The sequence below is a fragment of the Burkholderia sp. ABCPW 111 genome, assembly GCF_000773065.1.
Lineage (GTDB): Bacteria > Pseudomonadota > Gammaproteobacteria > Burkholderiales > Burkholderiaceae > Burkholderia > Burkholderia savannae.
The window spans coordinates 257,937-277,121 of sequence record NZ_JPWT01000066.1; the positions used below are offsets into that span (position 1 = coordinate 257,937).

21 protein-coding genes are annotated in these 19,185 nt (G+C 62.4%); 20 read left to right on the forward strand and 1 reads right to left on the reverse strand.

The annotated features are described in order from the left end of the window. Window positions 1-87 precede the first annotated feature (87 nt). From X946_RS14575 to X946_RS14670, 20 genes are all read left to right on the forward strand, one after another. Complete coding sequence (locus tag X946_RS14575; protein WP_038748613.1) at window positions 88-1,197, forward strand: phage protease; 1,110 nt, start codon at window positions 88-90, stop codon at window positions 1,195-1,197. A 42-nt stretch (window positions 1,198-1,239) separates the two neighbouring features. Continuing rightward, window positions 1,240-1,650: a hypothetical protein gene (locus X946_RS14580; protein ID WP_038748614.1), complete on the forward strand. Its 411-nt coding sequence runs from the start codon at window positions 1,240-1,242 to the stop codon at window positions 1,648-1,650. A gap of 44 nt (window positions 1,651-1,694) precedes the next feature. After that, window positions 1,695-2,591 (forward strand): Mu-like prophage major head subunit gpT family protein, encoded by an 897-nt coding sequence (locus X946_RS14585; protein ID WP_038748615.1) that lies wholly within the window; start codon window positions 1,695-1,697, stop codon window positions 2,589-2,591. A gap of 117 nt (window positions 2,592-2,708) precedes the next feature. Further along, window positions 2,709-3,263: a hypothetical protein gene (locus X946_RS14590; protein WP_038748616.1), complete on the forward strand. Its 555-nt coding sequence runs from the start codon at window positions 2,709-2,711 to the stop codon at window positions 3,261-3,263. A gap of 6 nt (window positions 3,264-3,269) precedes the next feature. Beyond that, the gene (locus X946_RS14595; RefSeq protein WP_038748617.1) at window positions 3,270-3,683 is read left to right on the forward strand and encodes a gp436 family protein; all 414 of its coding nucleotides are present in this window, start codon (window positions 3,270-3,272) and stop codon (window positions 3,681-3,683) included. A gap of 4 nt (window positions 3,684-3,687) precedes the next feature. Beyond that, window positions 3,688-4,356, forward strand: a complete 669-nt coding sequence (locus X946_RS14600; RefSeq protein WP_038748618.1) for a DUF1834 family protein — start codon at window positions 3,688-3,690, stop codon at window positions 4,354-4,356. Further along, a complete protein-coding gene (locus X946_RS14605; RefSeq protein WP_038748619.1) occupies window positions 4,353-4,580 on the forward strand; it encodes a DUF2635 domain-containing protein in 228 nt (75 codons plus the stop codon). Before X946_RS14600 ends, X946_RS14605 begins: the two co-directional genes overlap by 4 nt. 3 nt (window positions 4,581-4,583) lie before the next feature. After that, window positions 4,584-6,005, forward strand: coding sequence for a phage tail sheath C-terminal domain-containing protein (locus X946_RS14610; RefSeq protein ID WP_038748620.1), 1,422 nt, complete (start codon window positions 4,584-4,586; stop codon window positions 6,003-6,005). Window positions 6,006-6,034: 29 nt separating this feature from the next. Beyond that, window positions 6,035-6,412 carry a hypothetical protein gene (locus X946_RS14615; protein WP_020381060.1) on the forward strand — a complete coding sequence of 126 codons (378 nt, stop codon included), beginning with the start codon at window positions 6,035-6,037 and terminating at the stop codon, window positions 6,410-6,412. Continuing rightward, window positions 6,409-6,807: a hypothetical protein gene (locus X946_RS14620; RefSeq protein ID WP_017880452.1), complete on the forward strand. Its 399-nt coding sequence runs from the start codon at window positions 6,409-6,411 to the stop codon at window positions 6,805-6,807. The genes X946_RS14615 and X946_RS14620 overlap by 4 nt, the downstream gene beginning before the upstream one ends. A gap of 130 nt (window positions 6,808-6,937) precedes the next feature. Continuing rightward, on the forward strand, window positions 6,938-9,190 hold the full coding sequence (locus tag X946_RS14625; RefSeq protein ID WP_038748621.1) for a phage tail tape measure protein: 2,253 nt from the start codon (window positions 6,938-6,940) through the stop codon (window positions 9,188-9,190). A 1-nt stretch (window position 9,191) separates the two neighbouring features. Next, window positions 9,192-10,502, forward strand: coding sequence for a DNA circularization protein (locus X946_RS14630; protein WP_038748622.1), 1,311 nt, complete (start codon window positions 9,192-9,194; stop codon window positions 10,500-10,502). Continuing rightward, the gene (locus X946_RS14635; protein WP_038748623.1) at window positions 10,486-11,610 is read left to right on the forward strand and encodes a phage baseplate assembly protein; all 1,125 of its coding nucleotides are present in this window, start codon (window positions 10,486-10,488) and stop codon (window positions 11,608-11,610) included. Before X946_RS14630 ends, X946_RS14635 begins: the two co-directional genes overlap by 17 nt. Then, the gene (locus X946_RS14640; protein WP_006025666.1) at window positions 11,607-12,209 is read left to right on the forward strand and encodes a phage baseplate assembly protein V; all 603 of its coding nucleotides are present in this window, start codon (window positions 11,607-11,609) and stop codon (window positions 12,207-12,209) included. The genes X946_RS14635 and X946_RS14640 overlap by 4 nt, the downstream gene beginning before the upstream one ends. Window positions 12,210-12,274: 65 nt before the next feature. After that, the gene (locus X946_RS14645) at window positions 12,275-12,625 is read left to right on the forward strand and encodes a phage GP46 family protein (protein WP_038730277.1); all 351 of its coding nucleotides are present in this window, start codon (window positions 12,275-12,277) and stop codon (window positions 12,623-12,625) included. After that, the gene (locus X946_RS14650; protein WP_038748624.1) at window positions 12,625-13,692 is read left to right on the forward strand and encodes a baseplate J/gp47 family protein; all 1,068 of its coding nucleotides are present in this window, start codon (window positions 12,625-12,627) and stop codon (window positions 13,690-13,692) included. The genes X946_RS14645 and X946_RS14650 overlap by 1 nt, the downstream gene beginning before the upstream one ends. Then, window positions 13,689-14,261, forward strand: a complete 573-nt coding sequence (locus tag X946_RS14655; RefSeq protein ID WP_004549651.1) for a YmfQ family protein — start codon at window positions 13,689-13,691, stop codon at window positions 14,259-14,261. Before X946_RS14650 ends, X946_RS14655 begins: the two co-directional genes overlap by 4 nt. Before the next feature lie 2 nt (window positions 14,262-14,263). After that, window positions 14,264-15,814, forward strand: a complete 1,551-nt coding sequence (locus X946_RS31200; RefSeq protein ID WP_081989572.1) for a hypothetical protein — start codon at window positions 14,264-14,266, stop codon at window positions 15,812-15,814. Between the two features lie 9 nt (window positions 15,815-15,823). Then, window positions 15,824-16,216 (forward strand): tail fiber assembly protein, encoded by a 393-nt coding sequence (locus X946_RS31205; protein ID WP_038719145.1) that lies wholly within the window; start codon window positions 15,824-15,826, stop codon window positions 16,214-16,216. Window positions 16,217-16,364: 148 nt separating this feature from the next. Next, on the forward strand, window positions 16,365-17,159 hold the full coding sequence (locus X946_RS14670; RefSeq protein WP_017880445.1) for a DNA adenine methylase: 795 nt from the start codon (window positions 16,365-16,367) through the stop codon (window positions 17,157-17,159). Between the two features lie 103 nt (window positions 17,160-17,262). Here X946_RS14670 and X946_RS14675 read toward each other — a convergent pair whose 3' ends face one another. Next, window positions 17,263-18,048, reverse strand: coding sequence for a glycosyltransferase family 25 protein (locus tag X946_RS14675; RefSeq protein WP_038748625.1), 786 nt, complete (start codon window positions 18,046-18,048; stop codon window positions 17,263-17,265). Between the last annotated feature and the right edge of the window lie 1,137 nt (window positions 18,049-19,185).

Here is a 19,185-nt window from a genome sequence, read left to right on the forward strand (position 1 = left end):
ATAGCGGCCCCCTCGTGGCGGATGACGGCAGGCCCAACTGACCTCTGCCAGCTCGTCAGGCCCGCTACTGGCCGCCACCATGGCGGCATGGCTACTTTCTTCATCGCGGCGCTTTCGGCGCAAATCCAATCCACCGGCACGACGCTCAAGCTGCTGCCGGCCGGCGAGTTCCGTGCGCGGGACGGCCGGCCGACCCAATGCGCAGCGTGGCGGCTCGATGCGGCTGGCGCGGAACGCCTCATCGCGGCGGCCAGCGCGCGCCAGACCCGCTATGTGATCGACTATGAGCACCAGACGCTGAACGCGGCGACGAACGGCCAGCCCGCGCCGGCCGCCGCGTGGTTCAAGACGCTGGAATGGCGTGAAGGCGATGGTCTGTACGCGACCGACGTCAAATGGACCGCTCGCGCTTCCTTGATGCTCGACGCCGACGAATACGCCTACATCTCTCCCGTGTTCGCCTTTGACAAGGCGGGCAACGTGACCGCGCTGCTCAATGCGGCGCTGACCAACGACCCCGCGCTCGACTGTCTCGACGAGGTGCAGCTCACGGCTGCCTGCTCGGCGGCGATGCACGCATTCGACTCCGCCGCGCACGCGGCGCTTTCCACTGTCCTACCTACCGAGGTTCCCAATATGGAAGAACTCCTGGAACAACTGCGCTGGCTGCTGAACATGCCGGTCGGCGCGACCGCCGATGACGTCACGGCCCAGCTCAAGAAGCTGATCGAATCGCTGTCCGGCGGCCAGGGCGTCGCGGCCGCGAGCGCCAACCTGCCGGCGTTGCTCGACGCGCAGCGCAGCCAGATCGCCACGCTCACGGCAAACCAGGCCGACCCGGCGCGCTTCGTGCCGATCGCGGTCATGACCGACCTGCGCACGCAGCTCGACGCGGCCAACGCGAAGCTCGCCGGCAACGAAGTCGAGGAACTGGTGACGGCCGCGCTGAAGAACGGCCGCCTGCTGCCTGCGCAGGAAGGCTGGGCGCGCGACCTGGGCAAGAGCAACGTCGCCGCGCTGAAGCAATTCATCTCGACCGCTCAACCGATCCAAGCGCTCGGCGGCACGCAGACGGGCGGCAACCCGCCGGCCGATGACAAAACGGGCGCTGCCGCGCTGTCGGCCGAAGAACTCGCCGTGTGTAAGGCGCTCGGCCTCGACCCTGCGACCTACAAGACGTCGCAGCCGGCCGCCTGACGGTCGCGTGGCCGCTCGTTTCACTTCCACCAGGAGATTCACATGACTGCATTGACTGCCGACCGCGACACCGTCCATCGCGCCGGCCTGCTGTTCAGCTACCCGGCCAAGAGCGGCGTGCTGTTCTTTGTCGGCGCGATCGCCGCGATCGACACGGCGACCGGCTTCGCGACCAAGGGCGCGGAATCGACCACGCTCAAGGGCGCGGGCATCGTCCAGGAGCAGATCGACAACACGGCCGGCGCGGACGGCGCGACGAACGTGACGATCCGGCGCGGCCAGTGGCGTGTCGCGAATTCGGCCGGCGCTGATCAACTCACGCTGAAGGACATCGGCTCGACCGCGTACATCGTCGACGACCAGACCGTCGCGAAGACGGACGGCGGCGGCAAGCGCTCGGTCGCCGGCACCGTGGTCGACATCGACCCGGGCGGCGTCTGGATAGCGTTCTAACGCGATCCGCTACACCCCAATCGACTACTCCATAAGGAACGCACATGGAAATCAATCGCGCCAACTTGCGCGTCCTGTTCACGGGATACAACTCTGTATTCCAGCAAGCCTTCGACGGCGCGCCGTCCGACTGGAACCGCGTCGCGATGCCCGTGCCGTCGACCACTTCGCAGGAAGTCTATCCGTGGCTCGGCCAGACGACGCGATTCCGCGAATGGATCGGCGATCGCGTGATCCAGAACCTGACGACGCACGACTTCGCAATCAAGAACAAGACGTTCGAGAACACGGTCGGCGTCGACCGCGAAGCGATCGCGGACGACACCTACGGCGTCTACAAGCCGGTGATCGCTCAGATGGGCCTGGACGCGAAACAGCATCCCGACGAGCTGGTGTTCAACCTGCTCAAGCAAGGCACGACAAAGACCTGCTACGACGGCCAGTACTTCTTCGACACCGATCACCCGGTGTTGCAGGAAAACGGCACGGTCGGCTCGGTCTCGAACTTCAAGGCCGGCGCAGGCCCGACCTGGTATCTGCTCGACATGACGCGCGTCGTCAAGCCGATCATTCTGCAGCAGCGCAAGCCGTACACGTTCGTCCCGATGGATCAGGAAACCGACGAAGTCGTGTTCTCGGCGAAGACGTACCGCTACGGCGTCGACGCGCGCTGCAACGTCGGCTTCGCGCTCTGGCAGCTCGCGTATGCGTCCCAGGAACCGTTGAGCGAAGACAGCTACCAGGCCGCGCGCGAAGCGATGACCGGCATGAAGGGCGACAACGGCCGCCCGCTCGGCATCCGTCCGTCGCTTCTGGTGGTGCCGCCGATGTACGAAGGCGTCGGTCGGAAGATCCTTCACGCCGACTCGAACAACTACGGCGCGACCAACATCTGGAAGGGTTCGGCTGAGCTGCTGGCCACGCCGTGGCTGGCAGCGTAACGGGATAACACCCCGCGAGAGACGGCCGCGCGACGCCGATAAGCGCGGAGGAAGACCGTCCCGGAGCTGCGGCGCAATGGTGGGCTCCGGTTGGGTTCGAATTCACAGGAGAGGTTCATGAGCAAGAAACATCCGGCGATCAAGGTGGCGTCGGCCAAGGAAGGGTTTCGCCGCGCTGGCCATGTGTTCGGGATCGTGCCGAAAACGATCGCGCTGGCTGCGCTTCATCCGGACGCACACGCCGCAATCGTCGCCGACAAGTCCCTGGTCGTGGTCGACACGGCGATCCATCTCAGCGACGAAGAAGCGCAGGCGCTCCCGCATCACGACGCCGACCACGTGACCGCCGCGCTGGCGAACGCCGATACGCTGACGCTCGATGTGAGCGAAGACGACGCGAAGCGTGCGCTGGCGTTGGCTGACATCGAAGCGGAGCTGGCGCAGCGCGAAGCGTCGATCAAGTTGCGCGAGGCCGATCTGAAGGCCGCCGAAAACGAGTTCGAAGCTGCGGAAACGGACTTGAAGCGCCGCATTGCCGAATTCGACGAGCGCCACGCGGGCCTCGTCACGCGCGAAAACGATCTGCTCGCGCGCATCCAGGCATTCGAAGCTGAGCAGGAAGCCGCGAAATCCGGCGGCAAGTCCACGCAGTCGGCCGGCAAGAAGAGCTAACGCGCCATGTACGCCACTGTCGAATTCATGATCGGCCGCTTCGGACAGCGCGAGGCGATCTCGCTGTCCGATCGCGAACGCACCGGCGACGTGAACGCCGTCGTGCTGGCCGATGCGCTCGACGAGGCATCCGCCGAGATCGATACGTATCTGGCGGGCCGGTACGCGCTGCCGCTCGATCCGCAACCGAAGATGCTCGCGGGCGTGTGTTGCGACATCGCGCGCTATCGCCTGTGCGGCGGCGAAACCGTCATGACCGACGAAATCGACAAGCGTTACAAGGCCGCGATCGCGTCCCTGAAGCTCGTCGCGGCCGGCGACGTCACGCTCGGTTCGACAACGACGGGATCGGTCCCGCAACCCGACAACTCTGTCCAGTTCGTGACAGGCACGCGCGTGTTCGCTCGCGAGAACCGATAACGCCATGCCCTACGTTCCGATTGTGACCGCTGTTGAACTCGGCATCGTCGACCGCCTCACGCGCGGCCTCGGCAAGATGGTCACCGAGGTGAAGACCTACGGCGGCGAATTCGACGACGACGAGCTGGACACCGTTATTCGACGCTTCCCGGCCGCCTGGGTCACGTTCGGCGGTGTCAAGCGCACCGATCCCGTGTCGACCGGCCGCTCGAAGTGGAAGGCCGAGGCGACCTTCGTCGTGATGGTCGGCGCACGCAGCGTTCGGAACGAAGAAACCAGTCGGCACGGCGGGCCGGCGCAGATCGAGGTCGGCACGAACCTGCTGATCTCGGCCGTCCGCTACCTCCTGAACGAGCAGGACATGGGCCTGCCGATCCGGCATTTCGCGCCGGGCGCGATTCGCACGCTGTTCAACACGAAGGTCCGTCACGACGCCATGTCGGTCTACGCGCTCGAATTTCATACCGCGTGGGTCGAAGACACGCTGTTCGTCGGTGCATTTCCGCAAGGCAGCGTCGAAGGGCCGCTCGGCGAGGTGTTCGAGCAATACGAAGGTCAGCTCGATCCACCGACGCCGGACTGGAAGTCGACGCTGCTGCGCTACTACCTGCAACCCGGCACCGATCGCCCGGCCGATGCGGTGGATCACATTGAGATGAAGGAGCAACCATGAAAGTGAAAGCCCGTTCCGGGTTGCGTGTCCCGAAGGAACACGCATCGCGCCAGTACATCACGGACGCTGAAGCCGTCGATGTGCCGGATACCGCCTATTACCACCGCCGCGTCGCCGACGGCGATCTGGTTGTGGAAGCTGCGCCGGCCGTGGAGTCGAGCGTCGACGTCGCGCCGAGTCCCGCGGTTGAATCGAGTGCCAAAAAGGCCGCGAAAGGAGCCTAACTGATGGCAAGCCAAAACATCGCTTTCGATACGATCCCGTCGGGCATCCGCAAGCCGGGCAAGTACTTCGAATACAACACGAAACTCGCCGTGCGTACGCTGCCGGCGAACGACCAGACCGTGATCATCGTCGGGCAGCGTACCGCTGACGGCACTGTCCCGGCGCTGAAGCCGGTCGATGTGTTCTCCGGCGACCAGGCGGCGCTGTACTTCGGCGCAGGCTCGCTCGCGCACATCGCGGCCGTCGCGGCGATCACGGCGAACAAATACGTCAGCCTGACGGTCATCGCCGTCGACGACGCGCAGGCCGGCCAACCGGCCAAGGGATCGGTCGAGTTCAAGGGGCCAGCGACGGCCGATGGCGCGTTCGCGCTGATCATCGGCAACACCCGGGTCGACATCGCCGTGTACGCGACCGACACGGAAACGGCGATTGCCACGCGTCTCGCGGCTCAGATCGCGCAGAAGACGGCGCTGCCGGTCACGGCGGATTCGGTCAACGGCAAGGTGACGTTGACGACGAAGAACAAGGGCGCGTTCGGCAATGACATGGTCCTGTTGCAGCTCAACCAGGCAGCCGGCGTCACGGCGACGATCACGGCGTTCACGGGCGGCCTGAACGATCCCGACATCGCTCCGGCGCTCGCGGCCGTGTACGGCGCGAAGTACAACGTGTATGTGACGTGCTGGCCGACGAGGGAATCACTGACGAAGCTGCGCACGCACCTGGACAGCATCTCGGGGCCGCTCGAACAGCGTCCGGCAGTGAGCGTCGCTGGCACGCCCGCGACGCTCGCCACCGCGACCACGCTGGCCGGCGACCTCGACGCGGGCCGGATCACGATCGGCTGGCACCCGGGTTCGGTGTGCTTGCCGGCCGAGATCGCCGCCGCCTATGCGGCTGTCATTGCCAGCGAGACGGACCCGGCTCGGCCGCTGAACACGCTCGCGCTGACCGGTCTCGACGTGACGCCGATCCCGTCGCAGCCCGGGCGCACCGAGCAGGAGAAAGCGCTGCACAACGGCGTGACGCCGTTCGAGATCGGCCCGGGCAACGCTGTGCAGATCGTCCGGTCAATCACGACGTACACAAAGGATGCACAGGGCATCGACGATCCGGCGCTGCTCGACATCACGACGATCCGCACGCTTGACTACGTTCGCAAGGCGTGTCAGCAGCGCATTGCGCTGCGGTTTCCGCGCGAGAAGCAGTCGGAGAAGACGCCGCCGAAGGTGCGCAGCGAACTGCTCGATGTGCTCTACAAGCTGGAAGAGCTGGAAATCATCGAGAACGTCGACGCGAACAAGGACAAGCTGATCGTCGAGCGCGATCTGCAGGACGTCAACCAGCTCAATGCTGCGATCCCGTGCGACGTCGTGAACGGGTTGCACGTGTTCGCCGGCCGGATCGACCTGATCCTGTAACACCCTTCGCAACACTATAGGAGCCAGCCATGGCATTGGAAGAATACGTTGGCGCGATCGTGCTCGAGGTCGACGGCCAGGAGGCCGAGGTCGTGAGCGTGTCGCCAACGTCGAAGACCGGCAAGAAGCCGGTCAAGACGATGAATCGCACGGGCCGCGTCAAGGGCTTCGCGCGTGGCGTCGAGGAACACGAGCTGAAGGTGGCGGTCGTGATCCCACTCGACGGCGACGAGATCGACTGGTTCAACATGGAGGGCGGCAAGCTGACCATGTTTCCGGTATCACCCGGCGGCCAGCGCGTGAGCTATTACGACTGCGTCACGCTCGACATGGGCGATCAGTACAGCGTGGAAAACGAGGCGCGCCGCGACCTCACCATCTTCTCGACTCGGCGGGTGACGGAATGAGCATCATGACGGAAAAGGGTTCGCTGGACTACGGCATCGAATATCCGGCCGGCAGTGGCCAGTATCACTACGACTTCGAGCTGCGTCTCGCGACGGTCGACGACAACATCTCAGCCTATGAGCATCCGTCGATCCTCGGCGGCGGTGTGTCGAACATGCGCGTCAACGCGGCGATCATCTCGTCATGCCTGCTGTCGCTCGGCACTGTCCCGAAGGAAGAGATCACGCCGGAGCTGATCGGCACGGCGATCGACGTCGACTATGACCAGTTGTACGCCAAGCAGGAACTGCTCAAAAAAAAGCGAAAGGAAAGGAAACCCACCTTCGCAACTTCCGACTCGCCGTCCTCATCCTCGGACCCTGCGGGTTCAGCGAAGAGCGAGTCCGGAACCTGAGCGAACCGGAGCTGGAGGGTTACCTGTCCGCGTTCGCCACGCTGCGCGGACAGGGTTCGAACGGTCGCCCCGGGAAGACCGGGCCGACCGTTAAAAGCATGCGGCGCAAACGCCGCAAGGGTAAATAGGAATGTCTCGCGATCTCGCCGTCGGCATGACCATTCGGATGCGCGACCAGGTGTCCGCACCGGCGCAGCAATCCGAACGCAATGTCCAGCGCAGCGTGCGCCAGACGACGCAGACCTATACCGACGCGTCGCGCGTCGCCGTGTCGACGAGCCGGATGCTGTACAACGTCCGCATGACGCAGAGCGCGCAGGCCGAGCAAGCCGTGCAACGCAATGTCGCGCAGACCGAGGCTGCGTATCAGCGCGCGAACCGTAACGTGCTGACCGGGTCGCAACGGCTCGCCAATGCCCGTCAGCAGCTCGACATTCGATCGGAACAGACGATCCGGCGCGAAATCGATCAGACGGTCGCGTCGTACAACCGACTCGCGCGGGCCGGCTTCTCGTCGTCGAACGAACAAGCTCGTGCATTCGCAGCCGTTCAGCGCAAGGTCGCTGAGCTGAACAAGGAACTTGGCAAGACGGTCGAACGCGAAAGCCTGCTGGCTCGCGGCTCGCATGGCATGCTGCGCGTCGGCGAAGGGATCGCGGGGGCCTATGCCGGAGCGCGTGTACTGTCCGGCCCGGTGGGCCAGGCAATGCGGTTCGATCAGCATCTGGCGATGATCGCGAACACCAGCTATCGCAACCTTGCACCGAAGGATCGCGTGAAGGCCACCGATGAGCTGCGAGCAGTTGTTTACGCGGCTGTTCAGGAAGGTGGCGGGACGCTCGACCAAGCGATGGAATCCCTCGAAAAACTGATGGCTCACGACGCGCTTGGACACAAAGCAGCGTTCGAGCTTCTGCCGAAACTGCAGCGAGGCGCGCAAGCCGAGGGAGCCGACCCGGTCGACCTGGGCAACGTCGCGGTCAAGGCCGTGCAGAACTTGCGCTTTGAAGAGCACGACACCGGGCGTGTGCTGGACATGGGGGCGGTCGCCAGCCACATGGGTGAATTCAAGTTCCCGGACCTGAGCCATTACCTTCCGGCGCAGATGGCGGCCGCAGGCAATGCGGGTTTCTCGGGCGCGCGCGGCTACGCGAAGATTCTGGCGCTGAACGAAACGGCAATGTCCACGGCTGGCACTGCCGGTCAGGCCGGCACGAACGTGACCGACCTGCTCAACCAGATGTCGAGCCGGGAGCTGGCCCACGCGGCGAAACGCGCCGGCATCAAGGATTTCGAGGGCGTCAAAATGCGGACCCTGGCGCGCGGCGGCGACATGCTCGACGCGATAGAGGCGACGATCGAGACGATCTTCAAGAGCGACAAGAAGTACCAGGAAATCCAGCGCAAACTGAAAACCGCCAAACCGGGCGAGGACAAGGAATTGCTGACGGACATGGCGAACCTGCTGCAGGGTTCGGCGATCGGCAAGCTGTTCGGCAACCAGCAGTCCGTGATGGCGCTGACCGGCTACATCACGCAGAAGCACAAGCGGCAGGAGGTGTATGAAGCCGCCATGCACGAATGGGATCGCGGAGGCGGCACGATCGCAGGCGACTTCGACGTCGTGAAAGCGATGGACGGGTTCAAGGCGCAGCAGCTCAAGAACGAGGCCGAGATCGCGGAGATGGACGCCCTGCGCGGATTGAATCACCAGCTCGGCGACGCGGCGTCGAAGCTCGCGAACTATGCGAAGGAATACCCGGGCCTCGCGAAAGCAATTGCCGGCACCACGCTCGCATTCGAAGGGCTGACGGCCATCCTCCTGGGCGCGGGTCTGATGCGGTTTGTGACCGGCGGCCGCGCTGCCGGCGCCGTGGCGGCAGCCGATGCCGGGCTGGCGAGCGCAGGTGTCGCAGGCGCGGCCAGCGCGGCAGGATTCGGCGCACGGTTCGCAGGCATGGCGAAAGCCATCGGCACGCGTGGTGGCCCATTGCTGGCGATCGCAAGCGGCCTCGAGGCGTTTTCGATCGCGGGCGATCAGTCGAAGACGGCTGACGAGAAGAAAGCCGCTTACGTCGGTGTTGCCGGCGGTGCTGTTGGTGGTCTTGCCGGGATGGCTGCTGGTGCGGCGACCGGCGCGGCGCTTGGCTCGGTCGTTCCCGTCGCAGGCAACATCGTCGGCGCGGGCGTCGGGGCCGTCGCCGGATACTTCGGCCACGAATGGGGGGAGAAGCTCGGCAAAATGATCGGCGACGCGATCTTCGCGCAGAAGAAGGACGAGAAGCCGCCTGTTGTCGAGGGACACTTCACCATCAACCTCGATGGCCAGCACCTCTACGACTTCGTCACGATGGCTGGCCAAAAGGCGGCTCGGAGATTCTGATATGGCATGGAAAGATAGCCTGCTCGATGCTTCGTTTCGCGGCGTTCCGTTCGACGCGCAGCACACGGACGATACGATCGACCGCGATACCGCTGAATACGCGGTGCCGCACGTCGACGGCGAAGACGTTGAAGATCTCGGCCTGAAGGCGCACACCACCAGTATTACCGCGATCTTCTTCGGCGACGATTACGAGGATCGGATGCAGGCGCTGCTCGGCGCACTCGCGATCAAGGGGCCGGGCGAACTGATCCATCCGGTGTTCGGGTCGATGCCAAGCATGCAGCTCATTGGCGCGCACGTGTCCCATGATGCCGAGAACGTCGACGCGTGTGTGATCGAGATGCGGTTCAAGCGCTCGACGCCGGCCAATCCGTTCTTCATTGAGCAGCGGCCGACGCAAACCGCTGACGCCGCCGCGCAGCTCGCGACCACCGCGCAGGATGCCGGCACCAGCATGTTCGAGCGAGCAGTCGGCCTGCTCAAGACGATGAAGGCTGGCCTGCGCCGACTCAATGCTTTGCGCGATGTCCTGAGCGAGGCGCTCGGTCCGATCACGGCGCTTGTCGTCGGCTTTCGACGTGCGACGGTCGATTATCTGTCCTGGCCAGGCGCGTTCGCGTCGGACCTGATCGGCCTGGTCAGCGGTATCGCGGATTTCCGTTCGTTCGATCCAGGACTCGTCATGTCTGACTGGAACGACATGCGCGACCAGATGAAGACGGTCGTGAAGCTGCCTGCAGCGTCGGCCGCTGGCCAGCCGCTCGTCATTCCTGGCACGCAGGCCACGACGGCCGCACCCAGCAGCTCGACCGACCCCGCCACGCCGTATGCACCGGCACGTCCTAGCACCGTTGCCGCTGACGCATCGGACATCCAGCTCGTCACGGCCGTCACGGCGGTTGTCGTTGCCACGGTGACGGCCAGCGTTGCATCCGACATCCTGGCGAATGAGGCCGACACCCCGACGCTGACGCCGGATCAGGTCGAGCAGATCGCGAACGATACGCGTGGATTGATCCAAGCCGCGATCGACGCCGTACGCGCGGCCGTGCCGGTCGAACAGGCTCGGCCCGTTATCGAGCCGTTAAAAGAGACGGCACTGTCGGTGCAGGAGCTGGCGATCAAGGTGATCGACGTCCTGCCGCCGATCATTTCGCGCACGGTTGATGCGCCGTCGAACCTCACGTTGCTGGCGCATCTCTGGTACGGAGACTATTTGCGCTCGACGGAGCTTCTTCGCCTGAATTCACAGATCCGCAATCCGAACTTCATTCAGCGAGGAGACATTGTCCGTGGCTTCGCCCAATAACGATGTGACGCTGCTGATCGGTGGCAAGGCGCATAGTGCCTGGTCGTCGTATTCGATCGATTCCGATCTGCTGACGCCGGCCGACGCGTGGGACGTGCGCCTCACGCGCCCGTCCGGCAAGATGCCGGACTCCGTCAAGTCGGGCGCGCACGTCGAGGTCAAGGTCGGCGACGATACCGTGCTCGTCGGCTACGTCGACCAGGTGCGTCGCCGCACCAGCAAGACCGAGAAGACGCTGTCGATCAGCGGCCGGGACTATGCCGCGATCCTGCGCGACTGCTCGGCACCGATTTTCACGGCTAAACAGGTCACGTTAGCGGAGGTGGTCGCGAACATCGTTAAACCGCTCGGGATCAGGAAGATTCGTATCGACACGGCGCGCGCGCAGTCGACGTGGGACAAGATCAGCGTCGACCCGGGTGACACGGCATGGGACGCGCTCGTTCACGCGGCCGAGGGTGAAGGTTTGTGGCCGTGGTTCGATCCGGACGGCACGCTCGTGGTCGGCGGGCCGGACTACAATGCCCCGCCCGTCGCGATCCTGATCCTGCGCGAGGATGGTAAGGGCAACAACGTCGAGTGGTTCGACGAGGATTTGTCGATCGCCGAGCGACACTCGGAAGTCACGGTGCTCGGCCAGGCGCACGGCACCGGATCGAAGGCCGGCAAGCACGCCATCAAGGCGACCGTGAAAGACAAGGATGTGCCGGTGTACCGCCCCAAGATAGTCGTCGACCACGACGCGCCCAATCTGGCAGCGGCCGAAGCGCGTGCGCGCAAGATCATTTCCGACTCGGCACTCGCCGCGCACACGCTGCGCGCGAGCGTCAAGGGACACCGAACCTCGGACGGCGTGCTGTGGAAGCCGGGCCAACGGGTGCACGTCGTATGGGAGGAATACGGGATCGATGCCATCTACTTCCTGATGGCGCGTCGATTCACGGGTGGCCGTCCAGGCGGCACGCACACGACGCTGACCCTGAAGGAAGATGGCGTGTGGATTCTCGACGCGCATCCGCATTCGGGCCGCAAGCATCGGAAGAAGAAACGCGGCGGACCATCGATCGAAGTCACGGACGCCACCATCGACGCGAGCATCATGAAATGATCAAGGACATCGACAAGCGCATCCAGCGTGCGGTTTCCGGCATTCGGCAAGCCTTCCGAGGAATGATCGGTGGCGTGCAGACAAACGGCCCGACCGCGACCGTTCGCGGCGAAGGTCTCGCTGGCGAGAACATGGTCGACCTCGAACTATTCCAACACTACGGCTACACCAGTTCGCCGCCGGCCGGCACGATGATGGTCGTGGTGCCGGTCGGCGGCAAGACGAGTCATGGAATCGTCATCGCGACCGAGCATGGTCAGTATCGGTTGAAGGCGTTGAAGGCTGGCGAGGTGGCGCTGTACACGGACGAAGGTGATTCCATCGTCCTCGCTCGCGGCCGCGTCATCGACATCAAGACGAAGACGCTGAACATCGAAGCCGAAGAATCGGTCAACTTCAAGACGCCGACCGTCAATATGGATCACGCGCTCAACGTGGCCGAGCAGATCACCGGCAAGGGCGGCATGTCGATGTCGGGTGGCGACGGCGCGCGCATCGACAGCCTGAACGTCGACAAGGATGCCGTGATCAGCGGCAAGAGCTTCAACGGCCACAAGCATCCGGAAACGGGCAGCATCACGGGCACCCCTGTCGCCTGACATCAGCGGCACTCACTGACCTCCATCATCTGAATTGTCCACGCGCGCGCGATCACAATCGCGGCATGGACGCACTTCTGAACCCGCAAACAGGCGGATATACCGGCACGCGGACCACGACGCTCGCGAACGCCGTGTATATCCGCCTCGCCACACCGCTCGGCTCCTGGTGGGCCGCGCCGGACGTCGGCTCGCTGCTGCACACGCTTGCGCGAGAGAAGGATACGCCTCGCGTGCGTCGCCTTGCAGTCCAGTATGCCGAGCAGGCGCTCGCGCCCCTGGTCAAGGATGGGCGAGCGAGCAAGGTATCGGTGTCGTCCGCATCGGGCGAAAAAAGCTGGCTCGCTCTTCTCATCGACGTGCATGACGCGACAGGCGACGTTCAGCACTTCCAGCATCCGGTCAAGGTGTCGTAATGCCGGCGACCGTTCTGACGCTCGACCAGGTCCGCGCGAACATTCTGCGCGAGATCAAGAACCAGCGTTCCGACGCCGACATCGGCCCGGATTCCGACCACTATGTGCGCGCGAGCGGCGTGGCCAGCGTGATCGAAGGGCTGTATGCGCACCAGGTCTGGACGGCGAAGCAGATATTCCCGGACACGGCCGACGAGGACAATCTCATCCTGCATGCACGCCTGCGCGGCATCGAGCGCAAACCAGCCGTTGTCGCCAGCGGCACGGTGCGCGTAACAGGCAAGCCCGGTGTCCAGCTCGCTAGCGGTTTGAGCGCGAAGTACCAGGACGGCACGGCGTATGTAACGACGAGCGATGGCACATTCGACGCGGCGGGCAATCTCGTCGTCAGTGTGGTGGCCGTCGACGCCGGTGTCGACGGAAACCGTCAGGATGGCGATGCGCTCACGCTCACCGTGCCGCCGGTCAACGTCGACGCGACGCTGGCGATCATCAGTCTTCGTGGCGGCACGGCAATCGAAACGCTCGACAGCTTGCTCGCACGTCTGCTGCAGCGCATTCGTCGTCCACCGGCCGGCGGCAACAAATACGATTACTGGCAATGGGCGATGGAGGTGGCCGGCGTAACGGCCGCGTTTGTCTATCCGTTGCGTCGGGGGCTCGGCACGGTCGACGTCGTTATCGTGACCGAAGATGGCCTACCTTCGGATGACGTATTAAAAGCCGTGCAGGCGCACATTGACGTTCAGCGGCCGGTGCGGGCCAAGGATGCACGCGTTGTCGTGCCGTCGATCAAGCCCTACGACGTCACGGCGGCCGTCAAGCTGAACGGCATCACGCTCGACGCGGCTCAATCGGCTGTCGAATCCGGTCTCGCAGCCTATAACGCGATCGTGTCTCCTGGCGACATGGTCATTCGAAACCGCATCGGCGGCGTCATCAACGATACGCTTGGCATCGAAGACTATGTGCTTGAAAGCCCAACGGCCAATGTCGTCCCAGTGGTCGATGCGCAGGTGATCGAGTGGTGCCGGCTCGGCAAGGTGACGTTGAGGACGATGACATGAACGAACACGCCGAACTGCTCGGGCGGCTTATTCCTGCCGTCTCATACGATCCGCGTGAGCCGCGTCTCGCGGCCGAGCTGACTGCCGAAGGAAAGGTGCTGGATCGCGCGCTCGCCGACGCCGAAACGATCGTGAACGGCATCACGCCGTTCTTTGCGCACCAGCTCTTGCCAGATTGGGAGCGTGTGTGTGGCATCACGCCGGCTGTGGATGCGACGTTGCAACAGCGCATATCGACCGTCGTCGCCAAGGTCAATGAGACTGGCGGCATGTCAATTGCGTACTTCAAGCGACTGGCAAACGCTCTGGGCTACCGGATCGAAATCGTCGAGCTGGAGCCATTTCGCGTTGACGAAGGTGCGATCGGCGATGCGATCTGGATCGAGGACATCGTCTATCAATGGGGTGTAACCGTTCACGGCTCGCCTTCACTGGAAATCTACTTCCGTGTTGACGAAAGCGCGGTTGGCGAGCCGCTGCTGACGTTTGCCGACCCGATTCTCGAATCCGTGTTCCAAGACCTGAAGCCAGCCGACACGTTCGTCTACTTCATCTACCAGGAAGAGTAACCATGCAACGAATCAACACGCCTGATGGCAACTGGTATCCGGGCGATCCCTCGCAAGGGATCAAAGGGACTGTTGTTACTCGCCACTTCATGCAAACCGTTCAAGAAGAGCTTGCCGCCGTACCCGAAAGCGTCGGGATGAAACTTGATCCAAACGACAACAAGCAGCTTCTGAAGGGCATCCGAAAAATTTACACGGACAGTATTGCGGGGGGCATCCAAACGGGTGGCCGGGTCAACGGAGTCAACAGTCCGAACCTGCTGTTCAATGGGTCGGCTGAATTCGGAAGCGCATCGTGGTTTTCCGGGAACTCGTCCAACATCGATACGAACGGCCTTGTGCTCAAACCAGCCATTGGCAGCTACGGCGAAGGTACGTTTTGGGCGCTTGATCGTGATCTCGACGGTAAGGTCGTTTACTTTGTCGATTACTCGGACTTCGTCGGGCTTGGCGATGGAGTCACGATCAGTCTTCAAGCAGAACTGTTCGCTGGCGGACTGACCGGGGGAAGCTTCTATATCGATGCGGAATTCTACGATGACGCATCTCCGCCGAAGATTCTCGGGCAATCTCTGCAGTTAAAGGCTCCTCCCGATGCGGGTTGGACGTATTTGAGTGCATCGTCTGCCGTTCCGCGTGGTACGCGAAAACTGCGCATCCGCAAGGTGCTGGACGGAAACCCGAAAGGCACACGCGGACTGATCGCTTGCCGTCGCATCAAGTTGGAAGGGGGATCAGCTTCGTCGCTGTATTCGACCGAGGTCGATTTTCAGCGCGTCGCGCTACTCGATTCGCCAGCGCTGACTGGAGCGCCGACAGCCCCGACACCGGATGCAAAGGATAACTCGACACGACTCGCGACGACGGCATTCGTACAAGCGCTATCGGGAACCTACGCGACGCAGCAATGGGTGCAAGGGTTCGCCGTAAAAAGCGGCGATGGTGTGCCGTACATGCTCACGACGAACAACGAGCGTAATGCCGCATGGCTTTCAATCAATGGTCAAAATCACGGAAAACTGTGGACGGATATGAGCTTCGATCCTGACTCGAAGCTGAACACGTCCGGCGGTACCGTTGGTGGCCGCTTGGCGCTCAGTAAGCAAGGCTGGCAGGCGGACTTCCAGCTCAGAAACTGGCGAGAGGGCCAAGACGTTAGCACGTACTTTCGAGCGCGCGATGGTGGCGGCCTGGAGATCATCAACAACGCCTATAACTTCGTAACGTGGTCGGTCGATGATTTTGGCACGATGTTCATGCGGGGTCAGCAGATTCTCAATACGGATGGGAATCTGTACTGCACGTACCGGAACGCGTGGATGAGCGCCATCCTCGATGACCTGTACAACCGGGACAATGGCAAAGCGAATGCAGGCGCAACGTGTCAGCCGTACGATTTTGCTGAGTTCGGCCCGCTTCGACAAAGCACCGGCACGACGACTGTGGATGCGCCGGACACATGGTTCGTGAAGGGCATCCGAACCGACAACTGGAACGGTGACGCTGCACCGCGCACGTTGTTCCTGCGATGCACCCGTATTCGCAACGCGTAAGGAGGCTACTTGGTCGAGCACGAACTTCTCATCATGGCGATTGAGGATCGCTGGCCGCAGCTCGTACACGGGCGCGATTATTGGGTAGGCCATCCACTAGATCGGCAAACGGGACTTCAGTGCGGCGATGCGTTCATCGCACAATGGAATTGCTCCGTTGTGCCGCCGGACGTTACGGACCTGCTTAAGCGTGGCGAAGAACTCCGCCCGGTCCTTGCCGCACAGAAGGCGCGAGAACAACGGGATTCGCTCCTTCGTGCGTCTGACTGGACACAAGCGCCTGACGTGTCGGCGGCAACTCGGGAGAAGTGGGTAGTCTATCGGCAGACGCTTCGCGATCTGCCGGAACAACCGGGCTTCCCGCTGGATGTGCGGTGGCCGGATGCGCCCACAAGCGAGTAACACTTCATTTTTGTTCGGAACAAGGCGACCGGCACGAGTGTAGGAGCACTCGTGCCGGTCACTTACTCACTGCGCGGAACAGTGAGAAGCCAAGGCCCTGCCACCTTCGCGAAGGCAGGGCGAGTTTAACAGACAATTCGCACCCTAAATGGCACAACCCATCATTCCGTGGCTCGGCGGCAAGCGTCGCTTGGCCGAGCAACTCATTCCACTATTCCCACAACACGAATGCTACGTCGAGGTGTTCTGCGGTGGTGCTGCCTTGTACTTCCTACGGCCGATGCCGGCACCAGTCGAGGTGCTGAATGACATCAACGGCGAGCTGGTGAATCTATACCGCGTCGTGCAGCACCACCTTGAAGAGTTCGTGCGGCAATTCAAGTACGCGATTTCGAGTCGACAGGTATTCAAATGGCACCAGCTTGCGGTCCCGGAGACGCTCACAGATATACAACGTGCAGCGCGGTTTTACTACCTGCAGCACCATGCCTTCGGCGGCAAAGTTCAAGGGCAGACGTTCGGCACCGCTACGACCGCACCATCGGTCAACCTGCTACGGATCGAAGAGAGTCTGTCAGCCGCACATCTGCGGTTGGCCAGCGCACACGTCGAAAACCTGCCGTGGTACGAATGCATGGACCGGTATGATCGGCCGCACACGTTCTTCTATTGTGATCCGCCGTACTGGCAGACCGAGGGATATGGCGTTCCGTTCCCGTTCGAAGAATACGAACGGATGGCGGCTATGATGCGCGCCTGTAAAGGCAAGGTGATGGTGAGCATCAACGATCATCCCGACATTCGTCGAGCGTTCGATGGTTTTCCGATGCTCGGGCTGTCAATCAAGTACAGTTTGAACAACGCAACTGGCGGTGCGTCAAAGAGCCGCGAGCTTGTGATTACGAACTGGGAACCCGGAACGCTGACAGGCGGTTTGTTCTGACTCGATCGCGAGCGGCTGGACGGCATCATTCGACGAGCTGGCGGGAAAGGTCGACGGCTTATTGGCAGGCGCTTTGCGTTCGCGCCCGCCGCCGAGCTATGCTTCACGCAAGCGTCGGCGTTGCCTCGACGTTGGCAGGCGCGATTTCGATTTGAATTGGGCGCTTTGGCCGATGCTCGTCGTTGAAGCAGCGTGATGTGCGCCGCTCGACCTTACGGTAATACTTGGCTTTCAATCGCTGCATGAGCGTTCGACTATCAGGCCTGTCAGTGATCGTCGTCGGCGCGCCGGTGTCTGCTACGAACTGCGGATACGTGACATACATCCGTTGCCTGTGCTCCCAGTTGCGATCGAACGCGATATCAATCGCATGCGTAATTTTCGCTGTGTAGTCCAGCATGCGTTGCGCGGCGGTTCGCGTGATCATGTAGCACTGCAAGCCCACCGGGTTTTCCATCCACATCAATTTGGTCCCGCTCGGAAGACGCGCATACTCGGATTGCTGACGCTCGTTGATCCACATCAGCCGCACCATATCCCAATGCTGGCGAGCGTCGTAGAGTTCGAGCGTAGCGGCTTTGAACCCGTCGAGCAGCGTGATGTCGTCTTCCATGACGCACATTGCTTCCTTGCCGGATTGCACCAGTTGGAGCCACGCCGCACGATGGCTAAGGTAGCAACCGACCTCCCCGCGAGAGAGCTGCCAGCCATAGCGCCGCTGGCGACCGGCTGCGTCGTAACCCGGTATGGCTTCGACAGCTCCCTTCAGGTCAAATGCATCGAAGAACCGTGCATTAATGCCGTGATTGGCAAACTGCTCCACCATCTTGGTGCGCCGGTCTTGCGCACGGGTAAGCGAGATGCAGACATACGAGATACCCCGTTCCACTTCTTCCCTCGATTTTTTGGCATGCGCGACACGCGCATTACTTTGTTCTTACGGAAATGTTTCGAGAGTATAGCGGAACCTTGCGCCGATGCCTCGCCGGGCGGGCTGAGGTGAAGCTGCCAGCGTCCATTTTTCGGTGCAGTGGGCGGCAATCGGGACGTGCGTCCCTCGCACGGTGCCCTGTGCATTCACCGTGACAAATCCGGCGCAAAAGCGGCAGATCAGGCAGTGACAAACATATCGCTAAACGGTGACAAATCGCGCGCGACGTTACAACCAGTCTATTTTCCCTCGATGCCGGCATCGCGTCGGCGCAAGCGAGTGCGAAGCGGCATCCCATCGCGCATTCCGCTGACAGCGCACGCCCCGAAGATTTGTCGCCCCTTCGAGTCGAAAGCCCGACGTGTCCCGCAGCCGCGCCGATTCCGTCATTTCATCGCCGTACCGCGCGCTTGCCGGCTCCGCGCGCTAGAAGCCGAGTCGACGCGTTCGAACCGGTTCGCGCTTGCGCCGCCGACATTCCACGCCCCCTTCGCTCACGACGTGCATGTTCGCTCTCGATTATTCGGATCGCCCCGCCGTTTCGTTTGGCAATATCCGGAAAGCGTCGCAGGCTCTCGACATCGGATAATCCGAATCCGCTCGCTCACTGAATAAATCTGATCCAAATCGTCTATTCGATGCGGTTTGCACAAGCCCCCGCTTCGATTAATCGATTGCCGCGCCGCCGGCATACGCAATACCGGCTACGCAAAATGCAACGAATGTCCGCGCGCCACACAATTCGATCAACGCCCCGGGAAATCAACGCGTGAATGCGGTGCGACGCACGCTTATCGGCCACTCCCGGCCGGTCGCCTCGCAAGTGCGGCATCCGGAGTTCCGCCTTCCATCGCATGCCGCCGTCGCGCGCGACGCAACCGATATCCCCTTCCGAAGCGCCGTTCATTCCATTTGAAGCGGCACATTTTCCATTGCGTCCGTTCCAAAATCACCTTCCTAACAAAGATTCTCAATTACTCGACGATCCTCGAAAATAAAGGTTCATCGCGGAATTCCGGGGAACGCGGCGCGGATCTTGAGGAAGAAGTACTCCTCGTCACGGTACCCGTAGGCCCTGCGCTTGATGACCTTGAT